The sequence below is a fragment of the Janthinobacterium sp. J1-1 genome, from assembly GCF_030944405.1.
Taxonomy (GTDB): Bacteria; Pseudomonadota; Gammaproteobacteria; order Burkholderiales; family Burkholderiaceae_D; genus Janthinobacterium.
The window spans coordinates 4,492,912-4,519,411 of the sequence record NZ_CP132339.1 but is presented as its reverse complement, the minus strand read 5'-3'; the positions used below and the strand labels follow the sequence as shown (position 1 = coordinate 4,519,411).

The following is a 26,500-nucleotide window of genomic DNA, read 5'->3' as shown; positions in this document are numbered from 1 at the left end:
CTTATTTTCCCGCTCTGTATGACAGCATACAGAAGCGATAGCCACTTGCGGTAATGATGGCTTGCCTACAACCCATTACAAGGAAAAGCCATGTCCGCCATTCCACGCCCGCCCCTGCCCTACGATCCCCGCCATGAATATGAGGAGGAAGGCGAGCAGGACACCAAGGCGCAGCTGCTGCAAACCTTGCATGGCATCTCGGCCACCACCTATAAAGACTCGGGCCACGCCACGCGCAGCGTGCATGCGAAAAGCCACGGCTTGCTGCGCGGCCAGTTGCAGGTGCTCGACGGCCTGGCGCCCGAACTGGCGCAGGGCCTGTTTGCCCGGCCGGGCAGCTATCCGGTCGTGATGCGTATCTCCACCATTCCCGGCGATATGCTGGACGACAATGTCTCCGTGCCGCGCGGCATAGCCGTCAAGGTGGTGGGCGTGCCAGGCACGCAGTTGTCGACCCTGGACGGCGAAGACAGTACGGCCAGCGCGCCGGCCGCCACACAGGATTTCGTGATGGTCAACGGCCCCGTGTTCCAGGCGCCGACGGCGAAGAAATTCCTCGGTAGCCTGAAATTGCTGGCCAGCACCACCGACAAGGCGCCTGGCCTGAAAAAAGCGTTGTCGACCGTGCTGCAAGGCGCTGAAAAAGCGCTGGAAGCGGTCGGTGGCGAGAGCACGCTGCTGAAAGGCATGGGTGGCCACCCGGAAACCAATGTGCTGGGCGAAACGTATTTCAGCCAGGTGCCCATCCTGTACGGCGCTTATATGGCCAAGGTGCAACTTGTGCCCGTCTCGCCGGAACTGGCGTCGCTGAAAGACGCGCCGGTGGATCTCGACGGCAAGCCGAACGGCCTGCGCGAGGCGGTCACCGCGTTTTTTGCCAGCCATACGGCCATCTGGGAAGTGCGCGTGCAGCTGTGCCGCGATATCGACACGATGCCGCTGGAAGACGCCTCGGTCGAATGGAAGCAGGAAGACAGCCCCTTCCTGCCGGTGGCCCGCATCACGGCACCGCCACAGGCGGGCTGGAGCGAGGCCTTGTCGCGCGCCATCGATGACGGCATGTCGTTTACGCCATGGCACGGGGTGCTGGAACACCGTCCGCTGGGCTCCATCATGCGCGTGCGCAAGGCGGCCTATGCCATGTCCTCGCGCTTCCGCTTCGAGCGCACGGGCGTGGAAGCGCGCGAACCGCGCGGCGTCGAAGACTTGCCAATCGCTTAACGGAACGCGCCCCATCGGCGGGTTTGCTTACACTGGCGGTTTTACTTCCCGCCAGGAACCGCATGACTTACTACACCCGCTACCGCCATATCGCCATCGACGAAGCCAGGCCGGCACCCACGCCGGCCCAGATCGCCGCCATCGAAACCGAGCTGCAAGCTTCACTGCCGGCCAGCTTCCTGGATTTCCTGCAGGTGGCCAATGGCGGCGAGATCGATTATTACTGCGACGTGCCCGACGGCCGCGGCGGCTTTGAGCAGATGTCGTTTCCCGGCCTGTTCAATGCCGACGAAGGCGATTTTTGCGATGAAACCCTGGTGGGCGAGCTGCGCGCGGCGCGCAAGCACATGGACATGCCGGAAAAAATCCTGCCGTTCGCCCGCGATGGCGGCGATTCCATGCTGTTCCTGGACCTCAGCGACGAGGGCCAGGGCCGGGTGCTGGCGTATATCCGCGAACTGCCGGCGTGGACCGGCCCAAGGGCGCCGGCCGGGCTGATGGTGCTGGCGCCGTCGTTCGACGCCTATATCGCGAGCCTGTATCTGGACAAGAACGAAGTGATCAGGGACCTCGAGCAATACGCGAGCCTGCCCTCGCATCTGGCGGCCACCGCGGAATACCTCGATATCGGCTTGCCCGGCTGGCGCGACGACCCGGACATCGGTCCGCTGTTCCGCCGCCTGGAGATGGAATTGTGCGCTAACGTACAGGACTAGTCCTACCAGAACGATCGCGTGCGTCCTATGTGTGTGGCTGTGCCTCTGGCTTAATATTTTAGCCAATTTGTAAAAACCATATCGAAAGGAATTCCCATGCGCCTGACCACCACCAGTTCCCGTACGCCTTCCATGAAAAGCATCGCCATCGGCGCCGCCGTCGCCCTGTTGAGCGGCATGGCGATCAACAGCATCGCCGCCAATGCGCCTGGCGCTTACGACAAGCAATTCCTCACCAAGGCGGCCGATGCCGGCAGCACGGAAATTGCCGCCAGCAAAGTTGCCCAAAGCAAGAGCAGCAACGCGGAAGTCAAGCAATTCGCCGATTCCATGGTGGCCGACCACGCCAAAGTGGCCGATGAACTGAAACAGCTGGCGGCAGCCAGGCAGATCACGGTCAGCGACCAGCCGGGCACCCGCCACAAGGCCGATATCGCCAAGCTGAGCGGCCTGGAAGGCAAGAAATTCGACCAGGAATACGCGGCCAGGATAGGCGTGGCGGCGCACAAGGATGCCGTCAAGCTGTTTACGGAAGCGAGCCAGAAAGCCACCGATCCGGAAATCAAGGCCTTTGCCGCCAAGACCTTGCCCGCCTTGCAGCATCACCTGGACATGGCGAATGCCCTGCATGCCAGCCTGGGCAATTGAAAAAGACAGTAAATGCGTCAAAGGCACCGGCCAACATCCGAGCGGCCGGTGCCGGCATGGCTTACAATGCGGCCATCTCGTTTTCAATGCCTTTCATGTCTCCACTCCTCAAGAAAAGCCTGCTGATCGTGGCCGGCCTGCTGATGGCCATGCTGATTGCCGTCTGGCTGTCCGTCAAGATCAATGCCGCCGAACACGCCAAACTGTACGCCCAAGCCTGGAGCCCCAGCGGCAAATGCGTGATCAATACCTATGCGCCCGCCTATGGCAGCGGCACGGTATCGAATATCGTGCGCTCGCTGAGCACGCAATCATTCTTCCGCGTCTATGACAAACAGGGTGACATGCTTGAAAGCACCGAATGGGTGCTGGACCTGCATGAAGATGGCTTGCAGGACTATGCCCGCTGGGGCAATGAGCGGGCGATTTACCCGACCGACATGGGCTACGAGGGCTGGACCCTGCCGCAATGCGCCTGATCCTGACGCTTAATGCAACTCCGTATGGCAGGCGCAATCGTTGCCGCTGGCCGCTTCGGACAGGTTTTGCAGGATGGCGCAGTCTTGCGACGGCGTCGGCTGGTCGCACTGGTGGCGCAGGCTGACCAGTTGCTGCTGCAAGGTTTGCAGGTTGGCCATCTGCTCGGCGATCCGCTCGATATGGTGGTCCAGCAACTGATTGACGCTCTGGCAACCTTCGGCCGGGTTGTTCTTAAATTCCAGCAAGGCGCGGATATCGCTCAGCCCGATCTGCAATGAACGGCAATGGCGGATGAACTGCAGCCGCTCCTGGTGTTCCGCCTTGTATTCGCGGTAGCCGGCGCTGCTGCGGCCCGGTTCCTGCAGCAAGCCCGCTTTTTCATAGTAGCGCACCGTTTCGACATCGCAATGGGTGCGCCTGGCCAGTTCTCCGATACGCATGGCAGTCCTTTTCTTGTATCGTGTAAATTTCGCTTGACCCTGTAGCGGCTACAGGGTTTCTAATGCAAGCATACACGAATCCCTGAAGGATGATGCGATGCCGCACGATCACCACCACGCCCCTACGCCCGCGCCGTCGAACGAACACGCGCATGATCATGGCCAACAACAATCGCACGGCCACTCCCATGGCGGCTGCTGTTCCCACAGCCATGCCGAGGTCGCTGCGTCGGCGCCGGCGTTCGAGCTGCCGAGCGCCCCGCTTGCCGGTGCGCAAACGGCCAAATACCGCATCGCCAATATGGATTGCCCGGTGGAAGAGCGCTTGATCCGCAACAAGCTGTCCGGCATGGACGGCGTGGTGGGCCTCGATTTCAACCTGATGAACCGGGTGCTGGACGTGCATCACGTTTTGCCTTCGTTGGCGAGCGTGGAAGCGGCGCTGCACGGTATCGGCATGCAGGCCGTGCCGGTGCAAGCCGGCGTGACCAGCGTGAAAGATCCCGATGAAGGCAAGCTGTCCGGCGTGCAGAAAAGCCTGCTGTTTGTCTCCGGCATATCCGCCGTGGCAGCCGAAGCGCTGGCATGGACGACGCACCAGGACAACTCGCCGCTGGTGATCGCGCTGGCCCTGCTGTCGATCGCCAGCGGCGGCTGGCCGACCTTGAAAAAGGGCTGGATCGCCCTGAAAAGTTTTACGCTGAATATCAATTTCCTGATGAGCCTGGCGGTTATCGGCGCCGTCGCCATCGGCCAGTGGCCGGAAGCGGCGATGGTGATCTTCCTGTTTGCGATTGCCGAGCTGATCGAAGGCCTGTCGCTGAACCGCGCGCGCAATGCCGTGCACAGCCTGATGCAGCTGGCGCCGGACGTGGCCACCGTGCAGTTTGGCGATGACTGGCGCAGCGTGCCGGTGGCGCAGGTGCTTGTGGGCAGCCTGGTGCGGGTGAAACCGGGCGAACGCATCGCTCTGGACGGCATCGTCCAAAGCGGCCAGTCCGCCGTCAACCAAGCGCCGATCACGGGCGAAAGCATGCCGGTGGACAAGGCTGCCGGCGACGTGGTGTATGCGGGCACCATCAACGAACTGGGCTTGCTCGATATTAGCGTGACCGCCAACAGCGGCAACAGCACCCTGGCGAAAATCGTCAGGGTGATCGAGGAGACCCAGGGCAAGCAGGCGCCCACCCAGCGCTTTGTCGACCAGTTCGCCCGCTATTACACGCCGGTGGTGGTGGTCTGCGCCATTCTGGTGGCGGTATTGCCGCCCTTGCTGCTGGGCCAGCCGCTGATGGACTGGGTCTATAAAGCGCTGGTGATGCTGGTGATCGCCTGCCCTTGCGCCCTGGTCATTTCCACGCCGGTTACCGTGGTCAGCGGCCTGACGGCGGCGGCGCGGCGCGGCATTCTGGTAAAAGGCGGGCAATTCCTGGAAACCGGCCATCAGATCAAGGCGATCGCCGTCGACAAGACCGGCACGCTGACCATGGGCAAACCGGCCGTGACGGAGGTGGTGGCTTTCGATGGCCACAGCCGCGAAGACATCCTGCTGCTGGCCGCCAGCCTGGAGGCCGGGTCCGCCCACCCGCTGGCCGCCGCCATCGTCAAGGCGGGGCCGCCGGCTGCCCAGTTGCAAGCGGTGGCGCAATTTTCCGCGCTGCATGGCCGTGGCGTGCAAGGCATGCTGGCCGGCCGGACCTACTACCTGGGCAATGCGCGGCTGATGCAGGAATTGAAGGTGCTGACGCCGGCATTGCAGGCGGTTCTTGCCCGCCTGGAACAGCAAGCCTATACGGCGATGGTCCTGGCTGACGATCGCCAGGCGCTGGGCGTGATCGCCGTGGCCGATGTGCTGCGCCCGACGGCCGCGGCCGCCATTGCCCGCCTGACGTCCATGGGCGTGACCACCGTCATGCTGACCGGCGACAATGCCCTGACGGCGCAGCGTATTGCCGATGAAGTCGGCGTAACCCTGGTCAAGGCGGAACTGCTGCCGGAAAACAAGCTCGATGAAATCGTGGCCCTGCAGCGGCAGTTCGGCGTGGTGGCCATGCTGGGCGACGGCGTCAACGATGCGCCGGCCCTGGCGCAGGCCGATATCGGCTTTGCCATGGGCGCGGCCGGCAGCGATACGGCGATCGAAACGGCCGACGTGGCGCTGATGGACGATGAACTGGGCAAGCTGCCGGAATTTATCAGCCTCTCCCGCCGTACGCGCCGCATCCTGGTACAAAATATCAGCTTTGCGATCGGCATCAAGGTCATTTTCTTCGGCCTGGCGCTGGGTGGCCTGGCGACTTTATGGATGGCCGTGTTCGCCGACGTGGGCGCCAGCCTGCTGGTGGTGGCCAATGGCTTGCGCCTGCTGCGCGCCAGCAAGGCTTAAGCATGCTGCAACATCAAAAGATCACCCTGGAAACGCCGGGCATGGTGCTGTTCGACCCGGCCACCCTGGCCGCCTTTATCGATGAGCAACAGATCAAGGCCACGGATCTGCTGCAGTACTTCAACGATTATCCGGAAGTGGGCGACGCCGCCATACGGCAGGGCTGCTTGCTGCCCATCTATAGCATTCCGGCGTGGGATTACCAGCTGGTGTTCAACGATACGGACACCATCAGCACGCCAGCGCACCTGATCGATGCCGTGCTGGACGTGGTTCTACCCCTGAAAATCAGCAGCGGCACCCTGATCGTGACGGATCTGTTCGGCATCATGGAGTTCGACCTCGATTACTATCTGCATTTCCCACCGCCCGAAGAACGCCTGGGCCTGGATGCCGACGTCCGGCTGGAAGCGGGCAACCATGCGGTGCGGGTGGTCAAATTCATGGCCCGGCAAAGCAGCGACCTTGAAAACCGTGCTTGTGGCTACGAATTCCTGCTGCAACAAGTGGCGAGCTTGCCCGCCATGGCCGATACCGATGTCGATAAGATTCCCTACGCCATCGACGGCCTGATGCAAGCTTGACAGCTGCCAGTTTACAGGCCGGCAATCGTGTAGCCGCCGTCGACGACAATATTTTGCCCCGTCACAAAGCGTGCCTCGTCGCTGCACAGCCAGACGGCCACGTCGCCCACATCGCCGGCCTGCCCCACGCGGCGCAGCGGCGTGGCCGCGGCAAAGGTGGCGGCCAGGGCATCGCTGCCACCGAGCCGATCGAACATGGGCGTGGCGATAATGCCAGGCGACACGGTGTTGACCCGGATGCCCTGCGGCCCCAGTTCCACCGCCAGCGCCTGGCTCATCGCCAGCAGGCCGCCCTTGCTGGCCGCATACGCCGAACTGCCACTCACGCCCAATTGCGTCAGCCATGATGCCGTATTGACGATGGCGCCACTGTGGCCTTGGACCAGCATGGCTTGCGCCGCGTACTTGGCGCACAGCCAGGCGCCTTTCAGGTTAATCCCCAGTACCGCGTCGTAGTCGGCTTCGCTCAATTCGCCGATGGGCGCAAACACGCCTTCGGTGCCCGCATTATTGAACACCATGTCGAGCTTGCCAAATTGGCTGACCGCATGCGCCACCATCGCCTGCACCTGGTCGGCGCGCGCCACGTCGGTGGCGATGGCGCCGGCCGCGCCACCGAGTGCGCCGATCATGGTGACGGTTTCCTGCAATGGCGCAAGCTGGCGACCTGCCACCACCACCATGGCGCCGTGACGCGCGTACGCGAGCGCGGCGGCACGGCCGATGCCGCTGCCACCGCCGGTAACGAGAGCGGCCTTGCCCGTCAAACGCGGGATGGCCGGGGAAATTGATTGCTGGATCGTCATGTATCATCCTTCGAAAGATGGAAAGAATCCAGTGTAGGTCCAGCCATTGCTATTGATAAGCCATCAAACAGCCATGGGTTCATTGGCCCTGATTCGTCAATCATGCGCGCGCCTGCGTTAGAATGCCCTCATGCGCCCCCATGAATTTGCCGAATTGTCGGCCTTTATCGCGATTGCCGAAGAGCGCAGTTTCCGGCGGGCCGCTGCCAGGCTGAACCTCACGCCATCGACTCTCAGCCACTCCTTGCGCGCGCTCGAGCAGCGGCTGGACGTGCGCCTGCTGCAGCGCACGACGCGCGCCGTCTCGCTTACCGATGCGGGCGCGGCCTTGCTGGCGGAGGTCGCGCCCGCTTTTGTCGCCATCGCCACCGCCGTCGAAGGAGTCAATCTGTTTCGCCAGCAGCCACGCGGCACGGTGCGCCTGAACGTCTCGCTGCTGGCGGCGCAGCTGGTGCTGGCGCCACGCCTGGGGCAATTTCACGCCGCCTATCCCGACATCGTGCTGGAAGTGGCCGTCAATGATGGTCTGGTCGATATCGTGCGCGAGCGGCATGACGCGGGCATCCGCCTTGGCGAAAGCGTGGAGCTGGACATGCGCGCCGTGCGCGTCGATGGCAACCAGCGCCTGGCCATCGTCGGTTCTCCCGACTATTTTGCCGCGCACGCCGTGCCCCGCACGCCGCATGAACTGCAGGCGCACCGCTGCATAGGCTACCGCCAGCTAACGGGCGGCGCACTGTGCCGCTGGCAATTTGCACGCGATGGACAGGAACTGGACGTGCAGCCGAACGTGGTCATGGTGCTGGGCACGCCAGGCCTGATGGTCGACGCGGCACTGGCTGGCGTCGGCCTGGCCTCGGCGCTGGAAAGCACGGTCAGCGCCCACCTGGAGAGCGGCCAGCTGATGCGCGTGCTGGACGAATGGTGTCCACCCTTTGCCGGCTTTCACCTGTATTACCCCAGCCAGCGCCAGATGTCGGCCGCCCTGCGCGCGCTGATCGATTTTCTGCGTGTCGATGGCGGCAATGCGCCTCGCCTGCCGGCCTGAGGCTGCCCATCTTGTCAAACATTCTGGACAGTTGCCATACAAAAACGTTACATTAGCGGCTACTTTTAATTGCAAGAGTCGCTGATGACCCTACCATACCGCTGGACCCTGTTGTGTACGCTGCTGGCCAGCACCGGACTGCATGCCGCGCCGCTGGACTACGCCGCGTGCACGGACAACATTCTGCCAGGCAGCTTGTGCGCCATGCATGCCGTGCCCGCCAGCCACGAGGCGCAAGGCCAGGGCGCGGAAACGCTGCAATTGTTCGTGCGCAAGATTCCCGCCAAAGGCCCCTCCAAAGGCAGCGTCTGGCTGGTGGCGGGCGGTCCCGGCGAATCGGGCGCCTCGTTCTACGCCCTGCTGCCCACCTTGCGGCGCACCTTCCCCGGTTTTGACTTGCTGATACCCGACCATCGCGGCACCGGTTACTCCTCGCGGCTGTGTCCGGCCGAGGAAGCGGCGGGCAGCCCCGGCGGCCTGGCGCTGGCCGGCGCCGAATGGGCCAGCTGTTTCAAGGAACTGAATACGGCGCCGGCACGCGCGCGCCAGTATTCCATCAGCAATGCCGCCCGGGACTTGCGATCCCTGGTCGGCACGACGCAGGGCAAGAGCCCCGTGTATGTCTATGGCGTTTCCTACGGTACCCAGCTGGTGTTGCGCAGCCTGCAACTGGGCGCCTTGCCGGTACGGGGCGTGATCCTCGATTCACTGGTGCCTCCACAGAACGACCTGCGCTGGGACCTGAGCCAGCGCTCGCAGGTGGTCAACGACGTCGGCCTGCAGGTGCTGGCGCAGTGCGATGCGGACGCTGCCTGCCAGGCATTGCTGGGCGAGCCGGCGCAAACGCTGTACCGGCGCGTGCTGGACAAGCTGCGCCAGGAGCCTGCCCTGCTGGCCACCATCCCCGGCAAGAACCTCAAGCAGTTTATCGGCGGCATGCTCGACGTGCCGGCCGCGCGGGAGCGCATCCCTTATTTGTTGCAAGACCTCGACCATGGCGGCGGCACCGAACTGGCCGCCGTGCGTAGCCTGCTGAACCAGGCCGCAAGCAGCTTGGGCAGCTACCCCCAGTCGTCCATTTCGATACCGCTGGTCGGCATGATCAGCAATTCGGAAAACAATCTGCGCCCCGGCCTGACAACGGCCGATGTCGACCGCGAGGAAGCGACGCTGCTGATGACCAGTCCCCTGCCGCGCATCCTGCTCGGCGGCGGCCTGCCCACCTATTTCCAGGATCGTTATTTCGGCCAGTTGCCGGCCAGCGTGCCGCCGGTGCTGGTACTGCAGGGTAGCCTCGACCCGAAAACGCCATATGCGGGCGCGCAGGCGCAGGTGGCGGCCTTGCGGCAAGCCGGCGCCGGCAATATCACGCTGGCGGCCATAGTGCGGGCGCCCCATTTCATTTTGTGGACCGCACCGGCCTGCTTCGAACAGTCGGTGCAACGCTTTATTGCCGACAAGCCTGTCCAGGACTGCGCGTTACCTTTATAAGGAGTGGTAAACATATGCGAAAAATCGCTGCCGTTGCAATGTTGCTGTCTTGTATGGGCGGCGCCGTGGCGGCTGACGCTGCCATACCGGCGCCCGTCTGCGCTTCGCCGGCCCAGAGTATCCGCGAACAGGGCTATGTCCCCATCAATGGCATCGAGCAATGGATCACCATCACCGGTGCGCGCTGCGGCAATCCGGTGATCCTGGTGATCCATGGCGGCCCCGGCAATCCTTTGTCGCCGTTTGCCGACGCCATGTTCCAGGGCTGGGAACAGCAATACACGCTGGTGCAGTGGGACCAGCGCGGGGCCGGCCGGACCTACAGCAAGAATCGCCCGCTTGAAAACGACACCTTGACCCTGGAGCTGATGCGCGACGACGGCATCGCCGTGGCCAATCATGTGCGCCAGCGCCTGGGCCAGGAAAAAATGATCTTGATGGGCAGTTCCTGGGGATCGATTCTGGGCGTCTATATGGCCAAGGCCAGGCCCGAGCTGTTCCACGCGTATGTCGGCACGGCGCAGGTGGTCGACGCGCGCGCGAATGTGGCCGGCATGTACCGCGAGGTGATGGCGCTGGCGCAAGCGGCCAGGGACTCTGCCACGGTGGACAAACTGACGGCGCTGGGCAGCCCGCCGTGGACCGATCCGCGCAATTTCGGCATCCTGCGCCGCTTCGACCGCAAGTATGAAGCGTTGAGTACCGATGCGCCGCCGAAAAACTGGTGGCTGCCGGCGCCGCTGTACGCCACGCCGGAGGCGCTGGCGGACGCCGAAGCCGCCGACGACTATTCGTATATCCAGTTCATGGGCATGCATGGCGATGGCATGTTTTCCAAGGTCAACTTGCCGGCGATGGGTACGCAGTTCAAGCTGCCCGTCTATTTCGTGATGGGCACGCAAGACCTGCTGACCTCGCCAGTGATCGCGCGCCAGTACTATGACAGCATCAGCGCGCCGCACAAGGACTTTGTGCTGGTCCCGCGCGCCGGACACGACCCGAACCAGGCCGTGCTCGATGCGCAACTGACCTTGCTGCGAGATAAAGTGGTGCCGCTACTTAAGTAAACATGGCAACCCTGCTTTGGCGCAGGTGCAACTGGCGTATCGTCACGCCCGCCGCCAGCAGGATGGCGGCCGCGGTGGCCAGCACGGCGACAAATGCCTGGTCGAAAGCGTCACGCGCCAGTTGCGCCACTTGCAGGCCCAGCGCGCCCGGCAGTTGCTCGGCCGCCTGCAGCGCCGCGTCCAGGGTGTCGTGGGCGTTCGGCAACAGGTCGGCGCTGCCTGGCAGCACCAGGGTGGCGCTGTAGACGGCCGTCATGATGGTGCCAAGTATCGTCACGCCCAGCACGCCGCCCAGTTCAAACGACACTTCCTCGATCGACGCGGCCATGCCGGCCTGCTGCGGCGACACATTGAGCATCACGGCGCTGGACGCGGCCGTCATCACGGCCCCCAGACCGAGTCCCAGCAGCACCAGGCTGGCCACTTGCAAGGGGACCGAAGCGTCATGCAGCAGCAGGTAGCTGGCCATGCCGATGCCCGACACCAGTAACGAACCCCACAATACCTGCGCCTTGTCGGCGCGCGGCAACAGATAGCCCGTCAGCGGCCCGGCAATCACGGAGGCCAGCGGCAAAGGCAGCAGCAACAGGCCGGCGTCCAGCGGCGACAGCGCGCGCACCAGCTGCAGGTGCTGGCTCAGCGCCAGTTCCATGCCGATCAGGGCGGCCGAGGCCACCATCGCGGCGGCCACGGCGCTGGAAAACGGCAAGGCGCGGAACAGCTTGAAATCGATCAGCGGCTGCGCTTGCCGGTGTTGGCGGCGCACAAAGGCGGTCATGAGGACGGCGGCGACCAGCATGGCGGCCAGCGCGATGCCATACGACGGCGCGGTCTTGCCCAGTTCCTTGATGGCATACACGCCACCCAGCAGGCCCAGCATGATTTGCAGCGAGCCGAGCAAGTCCCACGGTTTGTCGCGGTTGCCCTCGCGCCTGGGCAGGATGGTGGCGGCCATGAGCAGGGTCAACAGCACCACCGGCACATTGATCAGGAACACGGAACCCCACCAGTAGTGTTCCAGCAGAAAGCCGCCCAGCACGGGGCCGAAAGCGGCCCCGCCCGAGGCGATGGCGGCCCACACGCCGATGGCAAACGAGCGCTCGCGCGCGTCGGCAAACGTCAGGCGTATCAGCGACAAGGTGGCCGGCATCATCATGGCGGCGCCCAGGGCCAGCAGGATGCGCGCGCCAATCAGCCAGGCCGGCGCGGGCGAAAACGCGGCGCACAGCGAGGCGATGCCGAACACCGCCAGGCCAGCCAGGAAGACGGGTTTATGGCCCAGGCGGTCGCCCAGGGTGCCGAGGCCGGGCAGCAAGGCGCAGACGACCAGGGAATAGACGTTGATGATCCACAGCTTTTGCGAGGAGGAGGCCTGCAGTTCGCGCGTCAGCGCGGGCAAGGCGGTATAGAGCACGGTCATGTCGACCACGATCAGGAACAGGGCGCTGGAAACGATGGCCAACGTCAGCCATTTTTTTATTGGGTGCATGTTTGTAACTCAGGAATAGCTATTCGAGTGGATAAAAAGTTTGATGTAAGCGCGTCGGCGTCGGTCGTCAGCCACGATGCGCGCCCTCGCCGTCCAGTTCACGCAGCATCACGACCGATACTTGCTGGAAGCCGCGGCCCTTGAAAAATTGCTGGGCGTTCAGGTTGTGCGCACCGCATTCGAGGAACAAGCGGCCGATGCCGTGGCTGCGCAGCTCTTGCGCCACCCACTCGACCAGCTGCGTGCCGATGCCATGGCCGCGCGCATCCGGGTGCAGCACCAGGTCGTCCAGCGCGGCAAACGATCTGGCGGCGCGCTGGCGCGTATCGATGGAGACCAGCGCCATGCCGACGATGGCGTCATTCGCGGTGGCGACCGCCAGCAGGCTGGAGTCGCCATGGGCCCAGTCGTGGGACAGGGCGGCGCGGATTTCGCCGCGTATGACGTCCGGCAAGTCGGCGCGCCAGTTGCCGGGCGACTCGGCACGCTCGCCTTGCAGTTCGGAATGGGAAATATAGTCGGGGCTGACATTGTCCAGGTAAAGCTGGCACAGCGTGTCTTCCAGGGTGGCGTCATGGCACCAGTTGAAGGTGGTTGCATCTTGCATGGGATACTCCGGTTAATAAACTTGCACCGAGTTTATGTCGCCCTGGAACGGCATTCAAGTTAAAATCCATCTGTAAATCAGATGGATGATGATCATGCAATGGACGTTGGAACAAATGCGCTACCTGGAAGCGGCGGTGGCCGCCGGCTCGTTTTCGGGCGCCGCGCGCAAGCTGGGCCGCGCGCAGTCGGTGGTCAGCACGGCCATCGGCCTGCTGGAAGCGGAGCTGGGCGTGGAACTGTTCGACCGCTCGCGGCGCAATGCCGTGCTGACGGAAGCGGGCAAGGTGATGCACCTGGAAGCGTGCGAACTGCTGCGCCAGGCCGAACGGCTGCAGCTGCGCGCGCAATTGCTGAGCGTGGCGCCGGAAGCACGGCTGACCCTGGCGCTCGACGAAGCCCTGCCCTATCTGGCGATCGGCACGCTGGTCAAGGAACTGGCGGCGCGCTACCCGGCGCTGGAACTGGTGATGCTCAACGCCACCGCCTCCGAGGTGGCCCACTACGTGGAGCAGCAGCAGGCCGACGTGGCCTTCCACTTTGACCGTGGAGCCGTGTCATCGATCCTGGAGCAGCAGCATATCGGCAGCGTGGCGCAAGGCGTGTTTGTCGCCAAAGGCCACGCCATGGCGCATGGGCAAGAAGTCAGCCGCAACGAACTGACGCGCCACCGCCAGCTGATCATGGATTCCGAGCTGAACCGCGAACAGGCCTTTAGTCCCACCGTCTGGTATTCCGACAGTTTCTACAGCATCGCGGAAATGGTGGCCGACGAACTGGGCTGGGCAATCTTGCCGCTCAATATCGCCCACTACGACAACTACAAAGGTTTTCTGCAAGAAGTACCCTGCCCCACCCTGGCACTGTCGCGCCTGCCCGTGCGGCGACTGGCCTTGCACGGCAAGAAACTGAGCGCCACCTGCCAGTGGCTGACCACCAGGCTGGCCGAACTGCTGCGCGACGGGCCGCGTGGCTGAATCTACCGATGATGACAAGGGAAAAAACATGCATTATTCTTATCGCGCCAGACAGTGTTCGGCCGCTTTACTCGTTTTTGTATCTTCCCTGGCTGCCGCCGCCGGTCCCGGTCCGGGCCTCGGTGCCGAGCTGGAAACCGGCCTGGCCCAGGCCATGCATCTGAAAAAAGGAACCAGTGAACGCGTGGGCACTTCCGGCCAGGCGATCCAGGCCTATATGCACGCCGGCCTGATCGACAGCAAACCGAACCAGCGCGCCGACTATACCGATTACTACCTGCTCAACAAACCGGCCCGCTTCATGGGCCATGAACTGGTGATGATCGAAGAAGAATATATGGCGCGCTATATCGGCTGCTGTGTCAGTCCCGGCGCCGGCCTGAGCGTGAAGGTCAGCGGCAGCCTCAAGCCTCTGGAGCAATTTGCCCGTGCCCATCGCTGCAGCCTGAACGACAACGCAGACGTGCAAGGCGAGCTGGCCAGCCTGGGCATCCGCCGCAAGCTGGCGCCGGGGCGCTACGCGACCTTGAGTTGCCGCGAGCGCGATGCTGAAAGGACGCTGGATTGAGCGATGGAACTGGCTCCTGAAGTAGCATGACTACAACTGGGTAACGTAACCAAGCGCACATGCCTGCAAATATATCGATCCAGGCCAATAAAACTTTACGATATGCGGTTAGAACCGGACCCGAGCGATATCTTTTCGAAGGAACCGTGCTTAGAGCCTATCCCGGTAGATGAATACGCCCCCTGCTGGCGCCCCTCAGAAGCGGGGACTGCGTTGCTCGTCGTTGCATGGCTCGCCATGCGGCCTCCTCGCGCCTTGTCCGCGCTCCTGATGAGCTGCAAGCAGAAGACGCTCACTACTGGGATAGGCTCTTAGTAATCAGAAGGTAAGCCAAGTACCAGAGCAGTTCTCTGAGATACTGCTGTCGCGTTCGACGAGTGGTCGGACCGAGACGCGGAACACCGATCCGTGTCAGGATAGTCAGGTTCGACGGAGTTGTGGCAAACATAGATCTCAGTCCACCTTGGGGGTGAAATGAAACGATAGGCAGGATGCTTCGGCTTGCCGAGAATGAAGGTGCTGTACATGTCCCTTTCGCGCATAACGTGCACGGAGATTTTTATGTGGAGGATGGGTGCTGTACGTCGTGTGACATGCCTTCAACTGTAGCGCCCGAATTATTTTCTTACGCGCCTGACGGACATTGTTATGTGAGTAAGCAGCCGTCAAGTGCCGTTGAAGTTCGGCAGATGATCAAGGCCTTTGAGGTGCAGGATATAGGCTGCATTCGCTACAAAGGGAAAAATCGGCTTATTCAGATTAAGCTTGTTGCTTCCGGTGAAGGTGATCAATGCGATAGACTTGATCAAGATCTGAAGGTACTGATTAATGAGGTGAAGCGAGATCGATGGGACTGAAAAAATAATATTGGAACTTCACCAGTTCGCTTTACCGCAGATTTTTTCTCGATTTTCTCTTGTCCGGCCAGCAACTGATAGCACCAATGATACACATACTCATGGACTTCGATTTCTTGTAGCGATTTCCTACCTGCTGCGGTGAAATTTAGCCCTGACGCGACTTGATTTATTACGCATACGTAGTAGTATACTCCGCATGCGTAATAACTCTGACCTGCCTCCCGATACCCCTCCCGCCTGCCCCGCCGGCAAGCGCTCGCCTCGCCTGTTCAACCTGCTAAGCCAGGCGCGCCAGAATCTGTTCCGATCGGCCGATGCCGTGTTTACCAGCGAACTCGGCTATTCAGGCACGCAGGTGGTCGCGCTATTTGTACTGAAAAGCGAGGAAGGCTGCCAGCTGAAGGACCTGGGGCGGTTGTTGCAACTGAAGAATTCGGCCGTCACGGGCCTGGTGTCGCGCATGGAAGAGAACGGGCTGATCGTGCGTGGCCAGTCGGCGCTCGATGCGCGCGCGGGGGTCTTGCACTTGTCGCCCAAGGGCCATGAAGTGCTGGCGGCCGCCCTGCCCGTGCTCGACAGCCTCAATGCGCAGCTGAAACAGGGTTTCAGCGAACAGGAACTGGCCGTTGTCGCGCGTTTCCTGATCCATGCGGCGGGGCTGCGCTTCCAGCAAGACCATCCACTTTCGACCACCCCACAGGAGCAAGACCATGCAAGCAAATGAAATGACCGGCCTGGAACTGATGCAGGCTTTCGCCAAGGGACTGTTTCCACGCCCGGGGATCTCGAATGTGATGCCGATGGAAGTCGACACCATCGAGCACGGCCGCGTGGTGTTTACGGCCACGGCGAACCAGACCCACACCAACCCGATGGGCGGCGTGCATGGCGGGTTTGCCGCCACCGTGCTCGATACCGTCACTGGTTGCGCCACGCATACGGTGCTGCCGGCCGGTGAAAGTTATGGCACGACCGACCTGAATATCAAGATGTGCCGCCCGCTGCCGTTCGACCAGGCTTTGTATGCGGAAGGCAAGGTCATCAATGCGGGGCGCAACCTGGTCATTTCGGAAGGCACCATCCGCGACGAGGCCGGCAAGATCTATGCGCATGCCACGGCCACCTGCATGATTATCCGCCCGTCCTGAGCACCGCGGCAGCGCCCGCGCGCCGGCGATGCCAGGCGCGCAGTGCCCGGTTGGCCGGTTCGGACACATGGCGGCTGACCAGCATGGCCACCACGGCCGACACCGCCACAAACAGGGCCAGCCATGGCAAGCGCATGGCATGGCTCAGTTCCGCCTTGGTGAGAATGTTGCGCATCGCCGCCAGCACGATCACGTGAAACAGATACAGCTCATAGCTATGGCGTCCGGCCCAGCGCAGCGGCGCGCCCAGCCTACCCGTGGTCCAGCCCGGCTGCTCTTCGCCGTGGGCGCCCAGCACAATGCCGGAGGCGGCCAGCGCGATCGCCGTAAAGCCGAACATTTCGTGGCCGGCGATGCCGCGCAAATAAATCAAGGGCAGCGCGATGCCGCAGGCCACGCGCAATATCCGCCGCGCCTGTGGCCGCAAGGCAAGTTGCGGCGCCAGCAAGGCGCTCAAGCAGCCGATGGCGATCGCGTCGAAGCAGGCAAAATAGCCATACATGAAATACAGTTCATTGCCGGCGTATGCGCCGCGATAGATGGGGCCAAGCACGACCGCAACCAGGCAGACAGCCGCCACCAGCCAGGTGCGGCGCAGCAGCAAACAGAGCGGCGGCAGGCACAGGTAAAACATTTCCTCGACCGATAGCGACCAGTAGACGTTGAGGCAATAGTTGAAGTAGCCCTCGGACTGCATCAGCAGGTTATGCCAGAAGGTCAGGATGGACAAAATGGCGATGCCGAAATAGCTGGCCGGCAAAGGCGGATCGGCGTCGCCATTGTTAAAGTAGGGAATGTCGAGCACGCCCAGCACCACGATCATGGTGAGCGCAAGCAGCAGGCCGGGCAGGATGCGGGCGGCGCGCATCACATAAAAGCTGCGCACGTCGATGTCGCGCAGGCTGCCCCAGCGCTGGAGGATGCCACTGGTAATCAGGTAGCCGGAAATGACAAAGAAGATCGTCACGCCATAGTTGCCGTTAAAGGCGATTGCCTTGATGGCGTCGCTGCCCAAGAGGTCGCCCAATGGACTGTTCGCCAGGCCAAAGGCCAGGGTGAAATGCAGGACCAGCACGCAGGCAATGGCCACGCCGCGCAGGAAATCGATGCGCGCGTTGCGCGTACCCGGATTGTGATCATTCATGCGCTGTGCACCTTGCGATGGTGAAATGTGCACGGAGTATGTGACATATGTCACATGGCTGTCAATCCCCAGATTTCTGCCTGGCGGCCGTTTTTTTGCGCAGCAGGCTGCCGGCCGCATTGCTGTCGAAGCGGCCCGCCTCTTCTATGTAGCCATGGACCGTGCCGTCATGGCGCCAGCCGCCCTGGCGCTTGATGGCCTGGAAGTCGGCGCCGGCGCGGTGCGCGCTGGTGGCCATGCCGCGCCGCAGGCTGTGGCTGGACAGTTCCGGCACATAATCGAGTCCCGCCAGCCGGGCGCAGCCCTCCAGTATCGTGTTGATGCTGCCCGCATGCAGTGGTTTGTCGGCGATATGGCCCCACTGATTGACGGTGCGCAGCAGCGGCCCGGAGGCAATGGCGGCCGCCGCCAGCCAGTTTTTCAATGCCGTGGCCGGGCAGCAGATGCCTTCCCCATACGGCACCGCCTTGACGATGCCCTCGCCCGACTGATCCGTTTTCGAGCGCGGCAGGGTGATCACCATGCCTTGCGGCTCCCAGCTGACATCCTCCACGCGCAAGGCCACCAGCTCGCTGCGGCGGAAACCGCCGAAAAATCCCAGCTGCAGCAAGGCGCTGTCGCGCAGCGCTTTTACCGTGCCCTGTTCATGCAGGCGCGCGACGATGAGTTCCAAGTCTTCCAACGGCAGCGCCTTGGCCTTTTTTTTCGGCTTGCCGTGCAGGCGCGCGATGCCGGCCAGGGTCTTGCGCACGGTGGGCGTCGACGCGGCGTCAAAAAAGCCCTGGTAGGCATGCCATTGCGACAGCGCCGTCAAGCGCAAGGCCAGGGTGCGCGCGTTCAAGGTATCCGCGTGGGCCAGCAGATAACGGATCACGGCCGATTCATCGGCCGGCAGCGCCCCGCCCCAGGCTTGAAAGTGGCGGATGGCCGAGCGGTAGGCGCGGCGCGTGTTGTCGGCGGTGGCGGCCGCCAGGAAAGCCTGGTGGCGCGCGGCCAGTTCGGCATCGACCAGGGCGCCATGTACTGGCGCCACGGCCAGCCTGGTGGCGGCGGGCGATTTTTTCAGGGGGTGCTGGGCCATGGAATGCGGGAAAACAGGGATTTGTACTGGGCAAAACGCAGGATACCACGCAAACCGCGCTTCTAACCCACGATAAGCGATCTTATCGCGACTTATTTTTCTGCATTTTTCTGAAAATTTATATCGTAATATTATGGTGTATTACGTATCATGTAATACGTTACTAAATTTCGCTCATAGGTGGTTTTATGGCTCGCGCCGGCATTTTGTACTCCGATGTTATGAAAGCAGCCCAAATCGTGGCCGCCGATGGGCGCAATCCCACGGTCGACAATGTGCGCGAGGCGCTGGGCAGCACGGGCAGCAAGAGCACCATCGCGCCCCTGCTCAAGCGGTGGAAGGAGGAGTTCCAGGGGCCCGGCGCCGTGAAAACGGAGGCAGGACTGCCGGCCGAGCTGATGGAGGCGATGCGCGGCGTGTATCACAAGCAGCAGCGCGACGTGGCGCAGCAACTGGAGCTTGCCATGCAGGAAAGCCGCATCGAGCTCGATGCGGCGCTGGAAAAACTGAAGAAAACCGAGGCGGAACGCCTCAAATTGACGGAAGTGCGCACCGCCCTGACGCAGGAGCTGCGCGCCACCCAGCAGGCCCTGGCCCAGTTGAAGGAGGAACACCATTTTCGCGCCGTCACCCTGGCCAGCCTGCACAGCGACAATGCGGGATTGACGCAGCGCCTGGCCGACCGGGGCGAGGAAATCGCCGCACTGAACCGGCAGCTGGCGCAGGTACGTTCGCAGTTCGACCATTACCAGGAAGCATCGGCAGCCCAGCGCAGCGAGGAACGGCAAACGCAGCAACAGCAGCTGAGCCGGCTGGAGCAGGAGAACGCCCAGCTGCAGCAGCGCTTGCAAGGCCAGCAGGCGACCCTGGTGCAGCAGGACATGCGCCTGGCCCAGCTGCAGGCGGAGCAACAGCGCCTGGAGCAAAGCGCGGCGGCGGACCGCGAGGCCCTGGCCACCGTGCGCCCCGAGCGCGACCAGTTCGAATATCAGTACGGGCAGGCGGCGGCTTCGGCCGACGCCCTGCTGGCCAAGCTGGAAGCGGTCATGCTGGCGCTCAATGAATCAAAAGTGGCGCTGGCCACGCAGGACCGGCAACTGGCCATGCTGGCCGACAAGACCGAAGCGGGCTTGCAGCGCACGCGGCAGTTGGAACAGGAACGCGACACCCTGCTGCGCGAGCACGCCGGCATGGCGGCGCGGCTGGCGCTGCAGGAAGAACGGCAGACACCGAAGAAATAGTCAACAAAGCACTACCAGAACTTCCACCACGGCCGCGCTGCCAGCACCACCTCGGTGCCATGTGGTTCGACACGCGGTCCCGGTCCCGGTTCCGGCAAGGCTGGCGGCCAGCCTTCGGCGCTGATCGCCGTGCCGACCAGCACGTGGGCGTTGTAGCGCTGCGGCGCGGCGGGATAAGGAAGACCGGCCAGGCTGGCCAGCACCGGGCCGATCATCAAGGTGCCGCTGGCGCAGGCCGTATCGAGCTCCAGCAGGGCCGCCAGCATATCCTGCCGCAGCTGCCCTTCCTCGTCCATCATGTCGAGCTCTTCAGTGCGCACCAGCACATGGCTGTAGCTTTCGCGGGCGATGCGCGCCTGCCATTCCAGGTACAAGCCGTGCCGCTCTTCGCCCAGGGCGCGCCGCAGTACGGCCGAGCGCGCTTTCAGCCGGGCCAGGCCCTCGTCGCGCGCGCAAGCCAGGAAGGCGTAGTCGCGCGCAATATCGAGCATGCCCTCCTGGCCCGGTGCCAGGTGCACATCCTGCGGCGCAAACAGGCATAGCCAGAACAGCGGGATGCAGTAGGCCGCCTCGTATTCCGTGCCGGACTCGTCGCCAAAGGCCGGCCAATCCGTTTCCTGCGGCGGTGTGGAGAAATGCGTACAGCACAGATAAACACGGTTCGACATGGAACGGGGTCCTGACACGAAGTGAACAAGCTGGCAGCCGGGGGCATGCCCATTCTGCCATCAACTCCCGCCTTCTTCACGCGAAATTCACCAGACGCCGGCATAGTAGAGAGAATTGACAGAAGCCTGAAGTTACCAGGAAGATCATTCTTGCTTTATGATCTTTGTTGTCACTTTTTATAGCCATTTTTACGGAGCCGTTCATGACCTTGCCCTTGTCCCTGCCCCTGCGTGCGCTGGCCGCCGCCATGCTGCCCTTGACCTGCGCGCTGGCCGGCGCCGCGCCCACGCTCGATGCCGCCGTACGCGAGCGCGCCGAGGCCCTGACGCGCGGCGGCCAGCACGCCGGCATCGTGATCGCCGTGATCGAGGGCAAGGATAGCGCGGTGTACGGTTTTGGCCGTGGCAAGCAGGATGCCTTGCCCGATGTCGATACCGTGTACGAGATCGGTTCCGTCACCAAGACCATGACCGGCTTGCTGCTGGCGCAGGCGGTGGTGGCGGGCAAGGTCACGCTGGCCCAGCCGGTGGCCGAGCTGTTGCCCGGCTATGCCATGCCTGGAACAAAGGACCGCGCCATCACCTTGCGCGACCTGGCCACCCATTACTCGGGCCTGCCGCGCTTGCCCGGCAACCTGGCGCCGGCCGACGTCAATGATCCGTATGCCGACTATGGCGACCCGCAATTGCGCGCCTTCCTGGCCGGCCACGTGATGGCGCGCGCATCGGGCGCCGCGTTTGAATATTCCAACCTGGGCTATGGCCTGCTGGGCACGGCGCTGGCGGCCAAGGCCGGCCAGTCTTATGAAACCCTGCTGCAAACACAGATTGCCGGCCCGCTGGGAATGCGTTCGACCTCGAGCGTGATGTCACCGGCCCTGCGCGCGCGGCTGGCGCCCGGCCACCTGGCCGACGGCAAGCCGGCGCAGCACTGGCAGTTCCAGGCGATCGCCGGCGCCGGCGCGGTGCTGTCGACGCCGCGCGACATGGTGGCCTATGTGCAATCGTTCATGCTCAAGCCGGACGCGGCCCACGTGCTGGCCGTGCAGCCGCAGCGCGATATCAGCGGCGGCAAGCAGATCGGCCTGGCCTGGATACGCGACCAGGCCAAGGGCCAGCCATTTGTATGGCATAACGGCCAGACCGGCGGCTATGCCAGCTTTGCCGGTTTTACGCAGGATGGCCGGCGCGGCGTGGTGGTGTTGAGCAATACCTCGACCACCGTCGATGCGCTGGGCGTGGCCAGCCTGGTGCCGGGCACCCTGCCGCCGCTGGCCGCCGCGCCAACGCAGCGCCAGGAAGTGGCCATCGTGCCGGCAGCGCTGGCGGAGTATGTGGGCAGCTACGCGCTGGCGCCGAATTTCGTGCTGACGGTGCGCCAGGGACCGCAGGGCTTGCTGGTGGGCGCCACCGGCCAGCAGGAAGCGCCCGTGTTTGCCAGCGGCAAGGATGCCTTCTTCTATAAAGTGGTTGACGCGCAACTGGTGTTCCAGCGCGATACCAAGGGCGCCATTACCGGCCTGGTGCTGCACCAGAACGGCCAGGCGATACCGGGCCAGCGCAAGGAGTAAGCGGCAAGCCCTCGGCAATCAGCCGCAGGACGGCAGGACGATATGCCTGTCTTTTTCGATGGCGCGTACTTTCAACGCCTGCGCAAAGTGCGCGCCGCTGAACTGGTTGAAACAGGCGCCCACCAGCATGACCGGTATGCCCCAGGAAAAGGCGCTGAATGCCGGCCAGGCCGACTTCATGAGCAGGCCGGCGACCATGCAGGCAATCAAGGCGATCCAGACGGCGGCGGTCCAGCTGGCCGGCACCCCGGGAAGCATGATTTCTGGCTGGATCTTCATTTTCCGCACGACCTTGTCCCAGTTGACGCTGCCGTCCCTGGGTTGGAATTGCTGCTCGAACGCGGGAGCGGCCATGTCCGCCCAGCGCCGGTGTACGGTGAGCCAGCCGAACACCAGGTTATACAGAAGGATGGCGGCGAAGATGGCCGCCAGGACTATTTTTGACCACACATCCATCGGGCTGAGCCAGAAGACGGGCAGTATCAGGGACAGCAGGAAGAACGCCAGGGTAAAGCCCATCAAACCGTTGAACACCAGCTGAAACAGCAGCCTGGTGCGGGCCTTGGGAAACACCAGGCACTGGCAAACGAAGAGCAGCAGGCCGACCGGCAGCCAGCACCAGAAAAAGTTCCACCCCAGTTCGTCATTGCCATGGGCCATTTTTCGCGTCATGGCGCTGCCACCGGCGGTGCCGAACAGCAAAATAAACAGGGAGACAAACAGATAGTGGAGTGTGACTTTGCTCATCGATACTACCCGCGCGCGGGCCTGGCCATGAACTGCTCCACCCGTTGCACAAATTCGGCCTTGCTGCGCGTGCGAAATTCGCCGAGAAAGACCTCGCTGCCCTTGACCGCCTTGCCCTGCCGGTCGTATTCCACCTTGTAGCACTCCAGCACGAACTCGCCTTCAGGGTCGTCTTCCGGCTCGAAATGCGAATTGAAGCAGTCGCCGCTGTCGCGGTGATGGCCCCACAGCAGCAGCGCGCTGCTGAACCACTGCATGGTGTGCGGACCCGGCTCGACCTCGAACAGGGTGTTGACCGTGATCGTCCAGCCGCCCGGTACGCGCAGCGGCTGCAGGGAGTAGGGGAAATCGCTCATGGTAATTGTCTTGGGCGGCGCGCTTTGTAAAACGCCAGGAAGTCCGGGGCCGGCAGCGCCCTGGCATACAGCCAGCCCTGGCCGAATTCCACTTGGCGCGCCGCCAGGTAGTCGGCTTGCTCCTGGGTTTCGATGCCTTCGGCGACGATCAGCAGCTTGAGGCCGCGCGCCATGGCGATGATATGCGGCGTGACGCTGCTGGTGGCGGCGTCCGTGGCGATGGTATCGACAAAGGCCTTGTCGATTTTCAGGGCGTCCAGCGGCAGGCTTTGCAGGCTGGCCAGGCTCGAGTAGCCGGTGCCGAAGTCGTCGATGGCCACCGCGTGGCCGCGCGCGCGGGCTTTTTCCAGGGTGGCGCGCGCCGCGTTGGCATTGATGAAGCCCCGTTCGGTCGCTTCCAGCCAGATCTGCTGCGCTTCGATGCCGGTACCGGCCAGGGCGCGCTCGAGCACGTCCAGCACCCGGCCCGTTTCGATATCGCTGGCGCACAGATTGATGGCGACATGCAGCGCACGGTCGGCCACCAGCGCGTCGCGCAGGTCGGCGATCACGCAAGCGATGACTTCATCGGTAATCGGCAGTATCAGGCCGCTTTCCTCGGCCACCGGAATGAACAGGTCGGGCCGTATCATGCTGCCGTCCGGCCGCTGCCAGCGTATCAGCGCTTCGGCGCCCACGCAAACGCCCGTGTCCAGCGCAATAATCGGCTGGTAATGGACGAAAAATTCGCGCCGCTCCAGGGCGATCGTCAGTTCGCCCAGCAAGGACAGCCGGCGGCGCGACAGCCAGGCGACCAGGCCGACGATAAACGCCGCCATCAACAGGCCCACCGGCAGCAGCACCGCCAGCTCGCTGCTCAGCCGCGCTTCCAGCGTGCTGCGCGGCGCCGTCATGACGGCAATCAGGCCGCCGCGCGCCACCACCGCGTGCAGGTTGCCGTCCCTGGCCTGGCTGCCGGCCAGCAAGGTAGCGACCACGGCCATGTCCGGCTGGTGCAAGACGCCCAGCACACCGCCGTGCGCCAGCGCCACGGCCATCTGGACGTTCCGCTCGACGATCACGTCGGCAAAGCGCACCGGCGCGACCAGCGCCTTGTGCCGGCCCAGCGCCAGGCCCACCATGCGCTCGCCGCCCGACACGGCCGGCCGCAGGTCGAAATCGACGCCGATGCCATTGTCCAGCACGAAGTCGGCCGGCGTGATTTTGACCGGCGTGGCCTGCATGCCGCTGGCGCTGCACTTGAGCATGCCCTGCTCCACATAGCCGATATCGTCGACGCTGCGGGTGGTAATCGTGGTCTGGCGCAGCGCTTCGATATGCGCGGCCGAACAGGGAGTCACGGCCAGCGGTTCGAAGCGTCGCAAGGCGGCGCCGGCCGAGTCCAGGGTGCGCTGGGCCCGTTCGAGCGAGTAGTTGGCCAGCACGCGCAAACGCGCTTCCTCACCCTGCACGGCGCGCGCCAGCGACAGCTGATAAGCGACGGCCAGCGGCACGGCCACGCCGACCAGGGCCGCCAGCACGCTGGTGATCAAGATGCGTTTCCTGCGCATGCGCCTCCTGCAGAATCAGTTTGAAAGTTGGATGAATGCCATGTATTTCTTGGTGGCATCATATTACAGTCCTGCCCGGCGCACGCCCTACTCGTCAAACAGTTACATTTTTTGCCGCCGGCCGGGCCAATGCAAACACCAGCGCCGCAGCCAGTACCGCCAATATCGCCGCCAGCCTCAGCACGCCGGCAAAACCTTCCATAAAGGCCTGCCGCGCCGCTTCCACTGCCACCTCGCGCACGGCTGGTGGCAACTGGCCGAAAGCCTCAGCCGCATTGCCGGCCACGATGCGCCCCACCATGTCAGGCGAGGCGCGCAGGCCATGCAGCCAGGCCAGGCGCTCGAAGGCGGCGCCCGTGCGCTGGGCCAGCACGGCGCCCAGGCCGCCGACGGCCAGCACGATGCCCGTAAAGCGCGTGGTGGTGCTGATGCCCGAACCCATGCCGCTGCGCTCGCGCGGAATGCCGGCCAGGATGGCTTTCTGCGTCGTGCCATTGAGCAGGCCGGCACCCATGCCCGTCACCACCATGGCCAGCGCTACCCAGCCATAAGACAGGCTGGCGGCCGCCACCGCGCTGGCCGCATTGCCGCCGGCGACGATCAGCAGCCCCGTCACCAGCATGCCGCGGTCATGCAGCCAGCGGCCAAGCAGCGGCGCCAGGCGCGAGGCCACCACCATGGCGACGGCGAACGGCAGCATGGCGCAGCCGGCCAGCACGGCCGAATAGCCGAAGGCGTTCTGCAGGTACAGCGGCAAAAACGTCATCATCACCTGGGCCGACACGGCGTAACCGAGCATGCCCAGCACGGCGCCGACAAACACGCGCCGGCCAAACAGCGACAGGTCGACCATCGGCGCGCGCACCTTCTGCTCGGCCACCACGAAAGCGGCCAGCAGCAGCGCGCCCAGCGCAAAGCGGGCTATCGTGGCGGTGCTGGACCAGCCCGCCACGCCGGCATCGATCAGGCCCCAGATCAGGCAGAACAGGCCTGCCGAAAACAGCAAGGCACCGAGCGGGTCAAACCTGGCGCTGGCGCGATTGCGCGACTCCGTCACGTGTCTTGACACCAGCAGCATCAGGATGGCCACCACCGGCAGGTTCAGGTAGAAAATCCAGCGCCACCCCAGGGCGCTGGTCAGCAGGCCGCCCAGCAGCGGCGCCACCGTCATCGCCACGCCCATGGCCGCGCCCCAGATGGACCAGGCGCGCGCCCGTTCGGCTTCGCCCTGGAAAGTGTGGCTGATCACGGCCAGCGCCGAGGTCAACAGCAAGGCGGCGCCGATGCCCTTGGCGGCGCGCGCCAGGTTCAGCACGAACGGCGTCCAGGCGGCGCCGCACAGCAAGGAGGCCAGCGCGAACAAGGCCAGACCCCACAGCATCACGCGGCGCCGGCCCAGGCGGTCGGCGATGCTGCCGGCCGGCAGCAAACAGGAGGCAAACGCCAGCATGTAGGCACTGACGACCCATTCGACGTCGGCAAAGCTGGCACCCAGGCTACGGGCGATGGCGGGCAGCGAGACGGCCACCACATTGGTGTCGAGCATGATCAGCGCACAGACGGCGGAACAGGTGTACAGGGTGTGGTCGGCAGGTTTCATGGCGCCA

At 63.6% G+C, this 26,500-nt stretch carries 27 protein-coding genes; 16 read left to right on the top strand and 11 right to left on the bottom strand.

Annotated features, from left to right (window positions below):
- The first annotated feature begins 90 nt into the window (after positions 1–90).
- The 4 genes from Q8L25_RS20575 to Q8L25_RS20560 all read left to right on the top strand — a co-directional run bounded on the left by Q8L25_RS20575 (position 91) and on the right by Q8L25_RS20560 (position 3,064).
- Complete coding sequence (locus Q8L25_RS20575) at positions 91–1,221, top strand: catalase family protein (protein WP_308921155.1); 1,131 nt, start codon at positions 91–93, stop codon at positions 1,219–1,221.
- 62 nt (positions 1,222–1,283) lie between these two features.
- Entirely contained in the window at positions 1,284–1,937 is a 654-nt protein-coding gene (locus Q8L25_RS20570) for an SMI1/KNR4 family protein (protein WP_308921154.1), read from the top strand.
- A 96-nt stretch (positions 1,938–2,033) separates the two neighbouring features.
- Positions 2,034–2,585, top strand: coding sequence for a DUF4142 domain-containing protein (locus tag Q8L25_RS20565; RefSeq protein WP_308921153.1), 552 nt, complete (start codon positions 2,034–2,036; stop codon positions 2,583–2,585).
- A gap of 95 nt (positions 2,586–2,680) precedes the next feature.
- Positions 2,681–3,064, top strand: a complete 384-nt coding sequence (locus Q8L25_RS20560) for a hypothetical protein (protein ID WP_308921152.1) — start codon at positions 2,681–2,683, stop codon at positions 3,062–3,064.
- 9 nt (positions 3,065–3,073) lie between these two features.
- Here Q8L25_RS20560 and cadR read toward each other — a convergent pair whose 3' ends face one another.
- Positions 3,074–3,505, bottom strand: coding sequence for a Cd(II)/Pb(II)-responsive transcriptional regulator (gene cadR / locus Q8L25_RS20555; protein WP_308921151.1), 432 nt, complete (start codon positions 3,503–3,505; stop codon positions 3,074–3,076).
- Positions 3,506–3,602: 97 nt separating this feature from the next.
- Here cadR and Q8L25_RS20550 point away from each other — a divergent pair, with 97 nt between their 5' ends.
- Both Q8L25_RS20550 and Q8L25_RS20545 read left to right on the top strand, forming a co-directional pair.
- Positions 3,603–5,891: a heavy metal translocating P-type ATPase gene (locus Q8L25_RS20550; protein ID WP_308921150.1), complete on the top strand. Its 2,289-nt coding sequence runs from the start codon at positions 3,603–3,605 to the stop codon at positions 5,889–5,891.
- A 2-nt stretch (positions 5,892–5,893) separates the two neighbouring features.
- A complete protein-coding gene (locus tag Q8L25_RS20545; RefSeq protein ID WP_308921149.1) occupies positions 5,894–6,475 on the top strand; it encodes a hypothetical protein in 582 nt (193 codons plus the stop codon).
- A gap of 11 nt (positions 6,476–6,486) precedes the next feature.
- On the opposite strand, the gene Q8L25_RS20540 is transcribed toward Q8L25_RS20545, so the two are convergent.
- Positions 6,487–7,281, bottom strand: a complete 795-nt coding sequence (locus Q8L25_RS20540) for a glucose 1-dehydrogenase (protein ID WP_308921148.1) — start codon at positions 7,279–7,281, stop codon at positions 6,487–6,489.
- 130 nt (positions 7,282–7,411) lie between these two features.
- On the opposite strand from Q8L25_RS20540, the gene Q8L25_RS20535 reads away from it, so the two are divergent.
- The 3 genes from Q8L25_RS20535 (at position 7,412) to Q8L25_RS20525 (ending at position 10,887) form a co-directional block, all read left to right on the top strand.
- Positions 7,412–8,329 (top strand): LysR family transcriptional regulator, encoded by a 918-nt coding sequence (locus Q8L25_RS20535; RefSeq protein ID WP_308921147.1) that lies wholly within the window; start codon positions 7,412–7,414, stop codon positions 8,327–8,329.
- A gap of 84 nt (positions 8,330–8,413) precedes the next feature.
- The gene (locus tag Q8L25_RS20530; RefSeq protein WP_308921146.1) at positions 8,414–9,820 is read left to right on the top strand and encodes an alpha/beta fold hydrolase; all 1,407 of its coding nucleotides are present in this window, start codon (positions 8,414–8,416) and stop codon (positions 9,818–9,820) included.
- Positions 9,821–9,858: 38 nt separating this feature from the next.
- Positions 9,859–10,887, top strand: a complete 1,029-nt coding sequence (locus Q8L25_RS20525; protein WP_308921145.1) for an alpha/beta fold hydrolase — start codon at positions 9,859–9,861, stop codon at positions 10,885–10,887.
- On the opposite strand, the gene Q8L25_RS20520 is transcribed toward Q8L25_RS20525, so the two are convergent.
- Positions 10,880–12,376 (bottom strand): MFS transporter, encoded by a 1,497-nt coding sequence (locus Q8L25_RS20520; RefSeq protein WP_308921144.1) that lies wholly within the window; start codon positions 12,374–12,376, stop codon positions 10,880–10,882. The two genes, Q8L25_RS20525 and Q8L25_RS20520, sit on opposite strands and share 8 nt — an antisense overlap.
- A 67-nt stretch (positions 12,377–12,443) precedes the next feature.
- Positions 12,444–12,983, bottom strand: a complete 540-nt coding sequence (locus tag Q8L25_RS20515; RefSeq protein WP_308921143.1) for a GNAT family N-acetyltransferase — start codon at positions 12,981–12,983, stop codon at positions 12,444–12,446.
- A 94-nt stretch (positions 12,984–13,077) separates the two neighbouring features.
- Between Q8L25_RS20515 and Q8L25_RS20510 the strand changes: the two genes are divergently transcribed.
- The 5 genes from Q8L25_RS20510 to Q8L25_RS20495 all read left to right on the top strand — a co-directional run bounded on the left by Q8L25_RS20510 (position 13,078) and on the right by Q8L25_RS20495 (position 16,535).
- Positions 13,078–13,959, top strand: coding sequence for a LysR family transcriptional regulator (locus tag Q8L25_RS20510; protein WP_308921142.1), 882 nt, complete (start codon positions 13,078–13,080; stop codon positions 13,957–13,959).
- A gap of 28 nt (positions 13,960–13,987) precedes the next feature.
- Positions 13,988–14,527 (top strand): hypothetical protein, encoded by a 540-nt coding sequence (locus Q8L25_RS20505; protein WP_308921141.1) that lies wholly within the window; start codon positions 13,988–13,990, stop codon positions 14,525–14,527.
- Positions 14,528–15,018: 491 nt separating this feature from the next.
- Entirely contained in the window at positions 15,019–15,384 is a 366-nt protein-coding gene (locus Q8L25_RS31765; protein ID WP_374694187.1) for a ferredoxin, read from the top strand.
- 199 nt (positions 15,385–15,583) lie between these two features.
- Positions 15,584–16,111: a MarR family winged helix-turn-helix transcriptional regulator gene (locus Q8L25_RS20500; RefSeq protein ID WP_308921140.1), complete on the top strand. Its 528-nt coding sequence runs from the start codon at positions 15,584–15,586 to the stop codon at positions 16,109–16,111.
- Positions 16,098–16,535, top strand: a complete 438-nt coding sequence (locus Q8L25_RS20495; RefSeq protein ID WP_308921139.1) for a PaaI family thioesterase — start codon at positions 16,098–16,100, stop codon at positions 16,533–16,535. Before Q8L25_RS20500 ends, Q8L25_RS20495 begins: the two co-directional genes overlap by 14 nt.
- Here the strand turns inward: Q8L25_RS20495 and Q8L25_RS20490 are convergent.
- The gene (locus Q8L25_RS20490; RefSeq protein WP_308921138.1) at positions 16,519–17,679 is read right to left on the bottom strand and encodes an acyltransferase; all 1,161 of its coding nucleotides are present in this window, start codon (positions 17,677–17,679) and stop codon (positions 16,519–16,521) included. The genes Q8L25_RS20495 and Q8L25_RS20490 overlap by 17 nt on opposite strands.
- 61 nt (positions 17,680–17,740) lie before the next feature.
- Entirely contained in the window at positions 17,741–18,760 is a 1,020-nt protein-coding gene (locus Q8L25_RS20485; protein ID WP_308921137.1) for a tyrosine-type recombinase/integrase, read from the bottom strand.
- A 221-nt stretch (positions 18,761–18,981) separates the two neighbouring features.
- On the opposite strand from Q8L25_RS20485, the gene Q8L25_RS20480 reads away from it, so the two are divergent.
- Positions 18,982–20,001 carry a DNA-binding protein gene (locus tag Q8L25_RS20480; protein ID WP_308921136.1) on the top strand — a complete coding sequence of 340 codons (1,020 nt, stop codon included), beginning with the start codon at positions 18,982–18,984 and terminating at the stop codon, positions 19,999–20,001.
- Between the two features lie 11 nt (positions 20,002–20,012).
- On the opposite strand, the gene Q8L25_RS20475 is transcribed toward Q8L25_RS20480, so the two are convergent.
- Positions 20,013–20,669: a hypothetical protein gene (locus Q8L25_RS20475; RefSeq protein WP_308921135.1), complete on the bottom strand. Its 657-nt coding sequence runs from the start codon at positions 20,667–20,669 to the stop codon at positions 20,013–20,015.
- Between the two features lie 203 nt (positions 20,670–20,872).
- Between Q8L25_RS20475 and Q8L25_RS20470 the strand changes: the two genes are divergently transcribed.
- Positions 20,873–22,240 carry a serine hydrolase gene (locus tag Q8L25_RS20470; protein ID WP_308921134.1) on the top strand — a complete coding sequence of 456 codons (1,368 nt, stop codon included), beginning with the start codon at positions 20,873–20,875 and terminating at the stop codon, positions 22,238–22,240.
- Between the two features lie 18 nt (positions 22,241–22,258).
- On the opposite strand, the gene Q8L25_RS20465 is transcribed toward Q8L25_RS20470, so the two are convergent.
- The 4 genes from Q8L25_RS20465 to Q8L25_RS20450 form a co-directional block, all read right to left on the bottom strand.
- Positions 22,259–22,987 carry a hypothetical protein gene (locus Q8L25_RS20465; RefSeq protein WP_308921133.1) on the bottom strand — a complete coding sequence of 243 codons (729 nt, stop codon included), beginning with the start codon at positions 22,985–22,987 and terminating at the stop codon, positions 22,259–22,261.
- A gap of 5 nt (positions 22,988–22,992) precedes the next feature.
- On the bottom strand, positions 22,993–23,343 hold the full coding sequence (locus tag Q8L25_RS20460; protein WP_308921132.1) for a hypothetical protein: 351 nt from the start codon (positions 23,341–23,343) through the stop codon (positions 22,993–22,995).
- Complete coding sequence (locus tag Q8L25_RS20455; protein ID WP_308921131.1) at positions 23,340–24,893, bottom strand: EAL domain-containing protein; 1,554 nt, start codon at positions 24,891–24,893, stop codon at positions 23,340–23,342. Before Q8L25_RS20455 ends, Q8L25_RS20460 begins: the two co-directional genes overlap by 4 nt.
- Positions 24,894–24,987: 94 nt before the next feature.
- The gene (locus Q8L25_RS20450) at positions 24,988–26,493 is read right to left on the bottom strand and encodes an MFS transporter (RefSeq protein WP_308921130.1); all 1,506 of its coding nucleotides are present in this window, start codon (positions 26,491–26,493) and stop codon (positions 24,988–24,990) included.
- Between the last annotated feature and the right edge of the window lie 7 nt (positions 26,494–26,500).

Coding starts and splice junctions, on each gene's coding strand:
- Q8L25_RS20575 (WP_308921155.1), top strand. CDS start 91: ATGTCCGCCATTCCACGCCCGCCCCTGCCCTACGATCCCCGCCATGAA.
- Q8L25_RS20570 (WP_308921154.1), top strand. CDS start 1,284: ATGACTTACTACACCCGCTACCGCCATATCGCCATCGACGAAGCCAGG.
- Q8L25_RS20565 (WP_308921153.1), top strand. CDS start 2,034: ATGCGCCTGACCACCACCAGTTCCCGTACGCCTTCCATGAAAAGCATC.
- Q8L25_RS20560 (WP_308921152.1), top strand. CDS start 2,681: ATGTCTCCACTCCTCAAGAAAAGCCTGCTGATCGTGGCCGGCCTGCTG.
- cadR (WP_308921151.1), bottom strand. CDS start 3,505: ATGCGTATCGGAGAACTGGCCAGGCGCACCCATTGCGATGTCGAAACG.
- Q8L25_RS20550 (WP_308921150.1), top strand. CDS start 3,603: ATGCCGCACGATCACCACCACGCCCCTACGCCCGCGCCGTCGAACGAA.
- Q8L25_RS20545 (WP_308921149.1), top strand. CDS start 5,894: ATGCTGCAACATCAAAAGATCACCCTGGAAACGCCGGGCATGGTGCTG.
- Q8L25_RS20540 (WP_308921148.1), bottom strand. CDS start 7,281: ATGACGATCCAGCAATCAATTTCCCCGGCCATCCCGCGTTTGACGGGC.
- Q8L25_RS20535 (WP_308921147.1), top strand. CDS start 7,412: ATGCGCCCCCATGAATTTGCCGAATTGTCGGCCTTTATCGCGATTGCC.
- Q8L25_RS20530 (WP_308921146.1), top strand. CDS start 8,414: ATGACCCTACCATACCGCTGGACCCTGTTGTGTACGCTGCTGGCCAGC.
- Q8L25_RS20525 (WP_308921145.1), top strand. CDS start 9,859: ATGTTGCTGTCTTGTATGGGCGGCGCCGTGGCGGCTGACGCTGCCATA.
- Q8L25_RS20520 (WP_308921144.1), bottom strand. CDS start 12,376: ATGCACCCAATAAAAAAATGGCTGACGTTGGCCATCGTTTCCAGCGCC.
- Q8L25_RS20515 (WP_308921143.1), bottom strand. CDS start 12,983: ATGCAAGATGCAACCACCTTCAACTGGTGCCATGACGCCACCCTGGAA.
- Q8L25_RS20510 (WP_308921142.1), top strand. CDS start 13,078: ATGCAATGGACGTTGGAACAAATGCGCTACCTGGAAGCGGCGGTGGCC.
- Q8L25_RS20505 (WP_308921141.1), top strand. CDS start 13,988: ATGCATTATTCTTATCGCGCCAGACAGTGTTCGGCCGCTTTACTCGTT.
- Q8L25_RS31765 (WP_374694187.1), top strand. CDS start 15,019: ATGCTTCGGCTTGCCGAGAATGAAGGTGCTGTACATGTCCCTTTCGCG.
- Q8L25_RS20500 (WP_308921140.1), top strand. CDS start 15,584: ATGCGTAATAACTCTGACCTGCCTCCCGATACCCCTCCCGCCTGCCCC.
- Q8L25_RS20495 (WP_308921139.1), top strand. CDS start 16,098: ATGCAAGCAAATGAAATGACCGGCCTGGAACTGATGCAGGCTTTCGCC.
- Q8L25_RS20490 (WP_308921138.1), bottom strand. CDS start 17,679: ATGAATGATCACAATCCGGGTACGCGCAACGCGCGCATCGATTTCCTG.
- Q8L25_RS20485 (WP_308921137.1), bottom strand. CDS start 18,760: ATGGCCCAGCACCCCCTGAAAAAATCGCCCGCCGCCACCAGGCTGGCC.
- Q8L25_RS20480 (WP_308921136.1), top strand. CDS start 18,982: ATGAAAGCAGCCCAAATCGTGGCCGCCGATGGGCGCAATCCCACGGTC.
- Q8L25_RS20475 (WP_308921135.1), bottom strand. CDS start 20,669: ATGTCGAACCGTGTTTATCTGTGCTGTACGCATTTCTCCACACCGCCG.
- Q8L25_RS20470 (WP_308921134.1), top strand. CDS start 20,873: ATGACCTTGCCCTTGTCCCTGCCCCTGCGTGCGCTGGCCGCCGCCATG.
- Q8L25_RS20465 (WP_308921133.1), bottom strand. CDS start 22,987: ATGAGCAAAGTCACACTCCACTATCTGTTTGTCTCCCTGTTTATTTTG.
- Q8L25_RS20460 (WP_308921132.1), bottom strand. CDS start 23,343: ATGAGCGATTTCCCCTACTCCCTGCAGCCGCTGCGCGTACCGGGCGGC.
- Q8L25_RS20455 (WP_308921131.1), bottom strand. CDS start 24,893: ATGCGCAGGAAACGCATCTTGATCACCAGCGTGCTGGCGGCCCTGGTC.
- Q8L25_RS20450 (WP_308921130.1), bottom strand. CDS start 26,493: ATGAAACCTGCCGACCACACCCTGTACACCTGTTCCGCCGTCTGTGCG.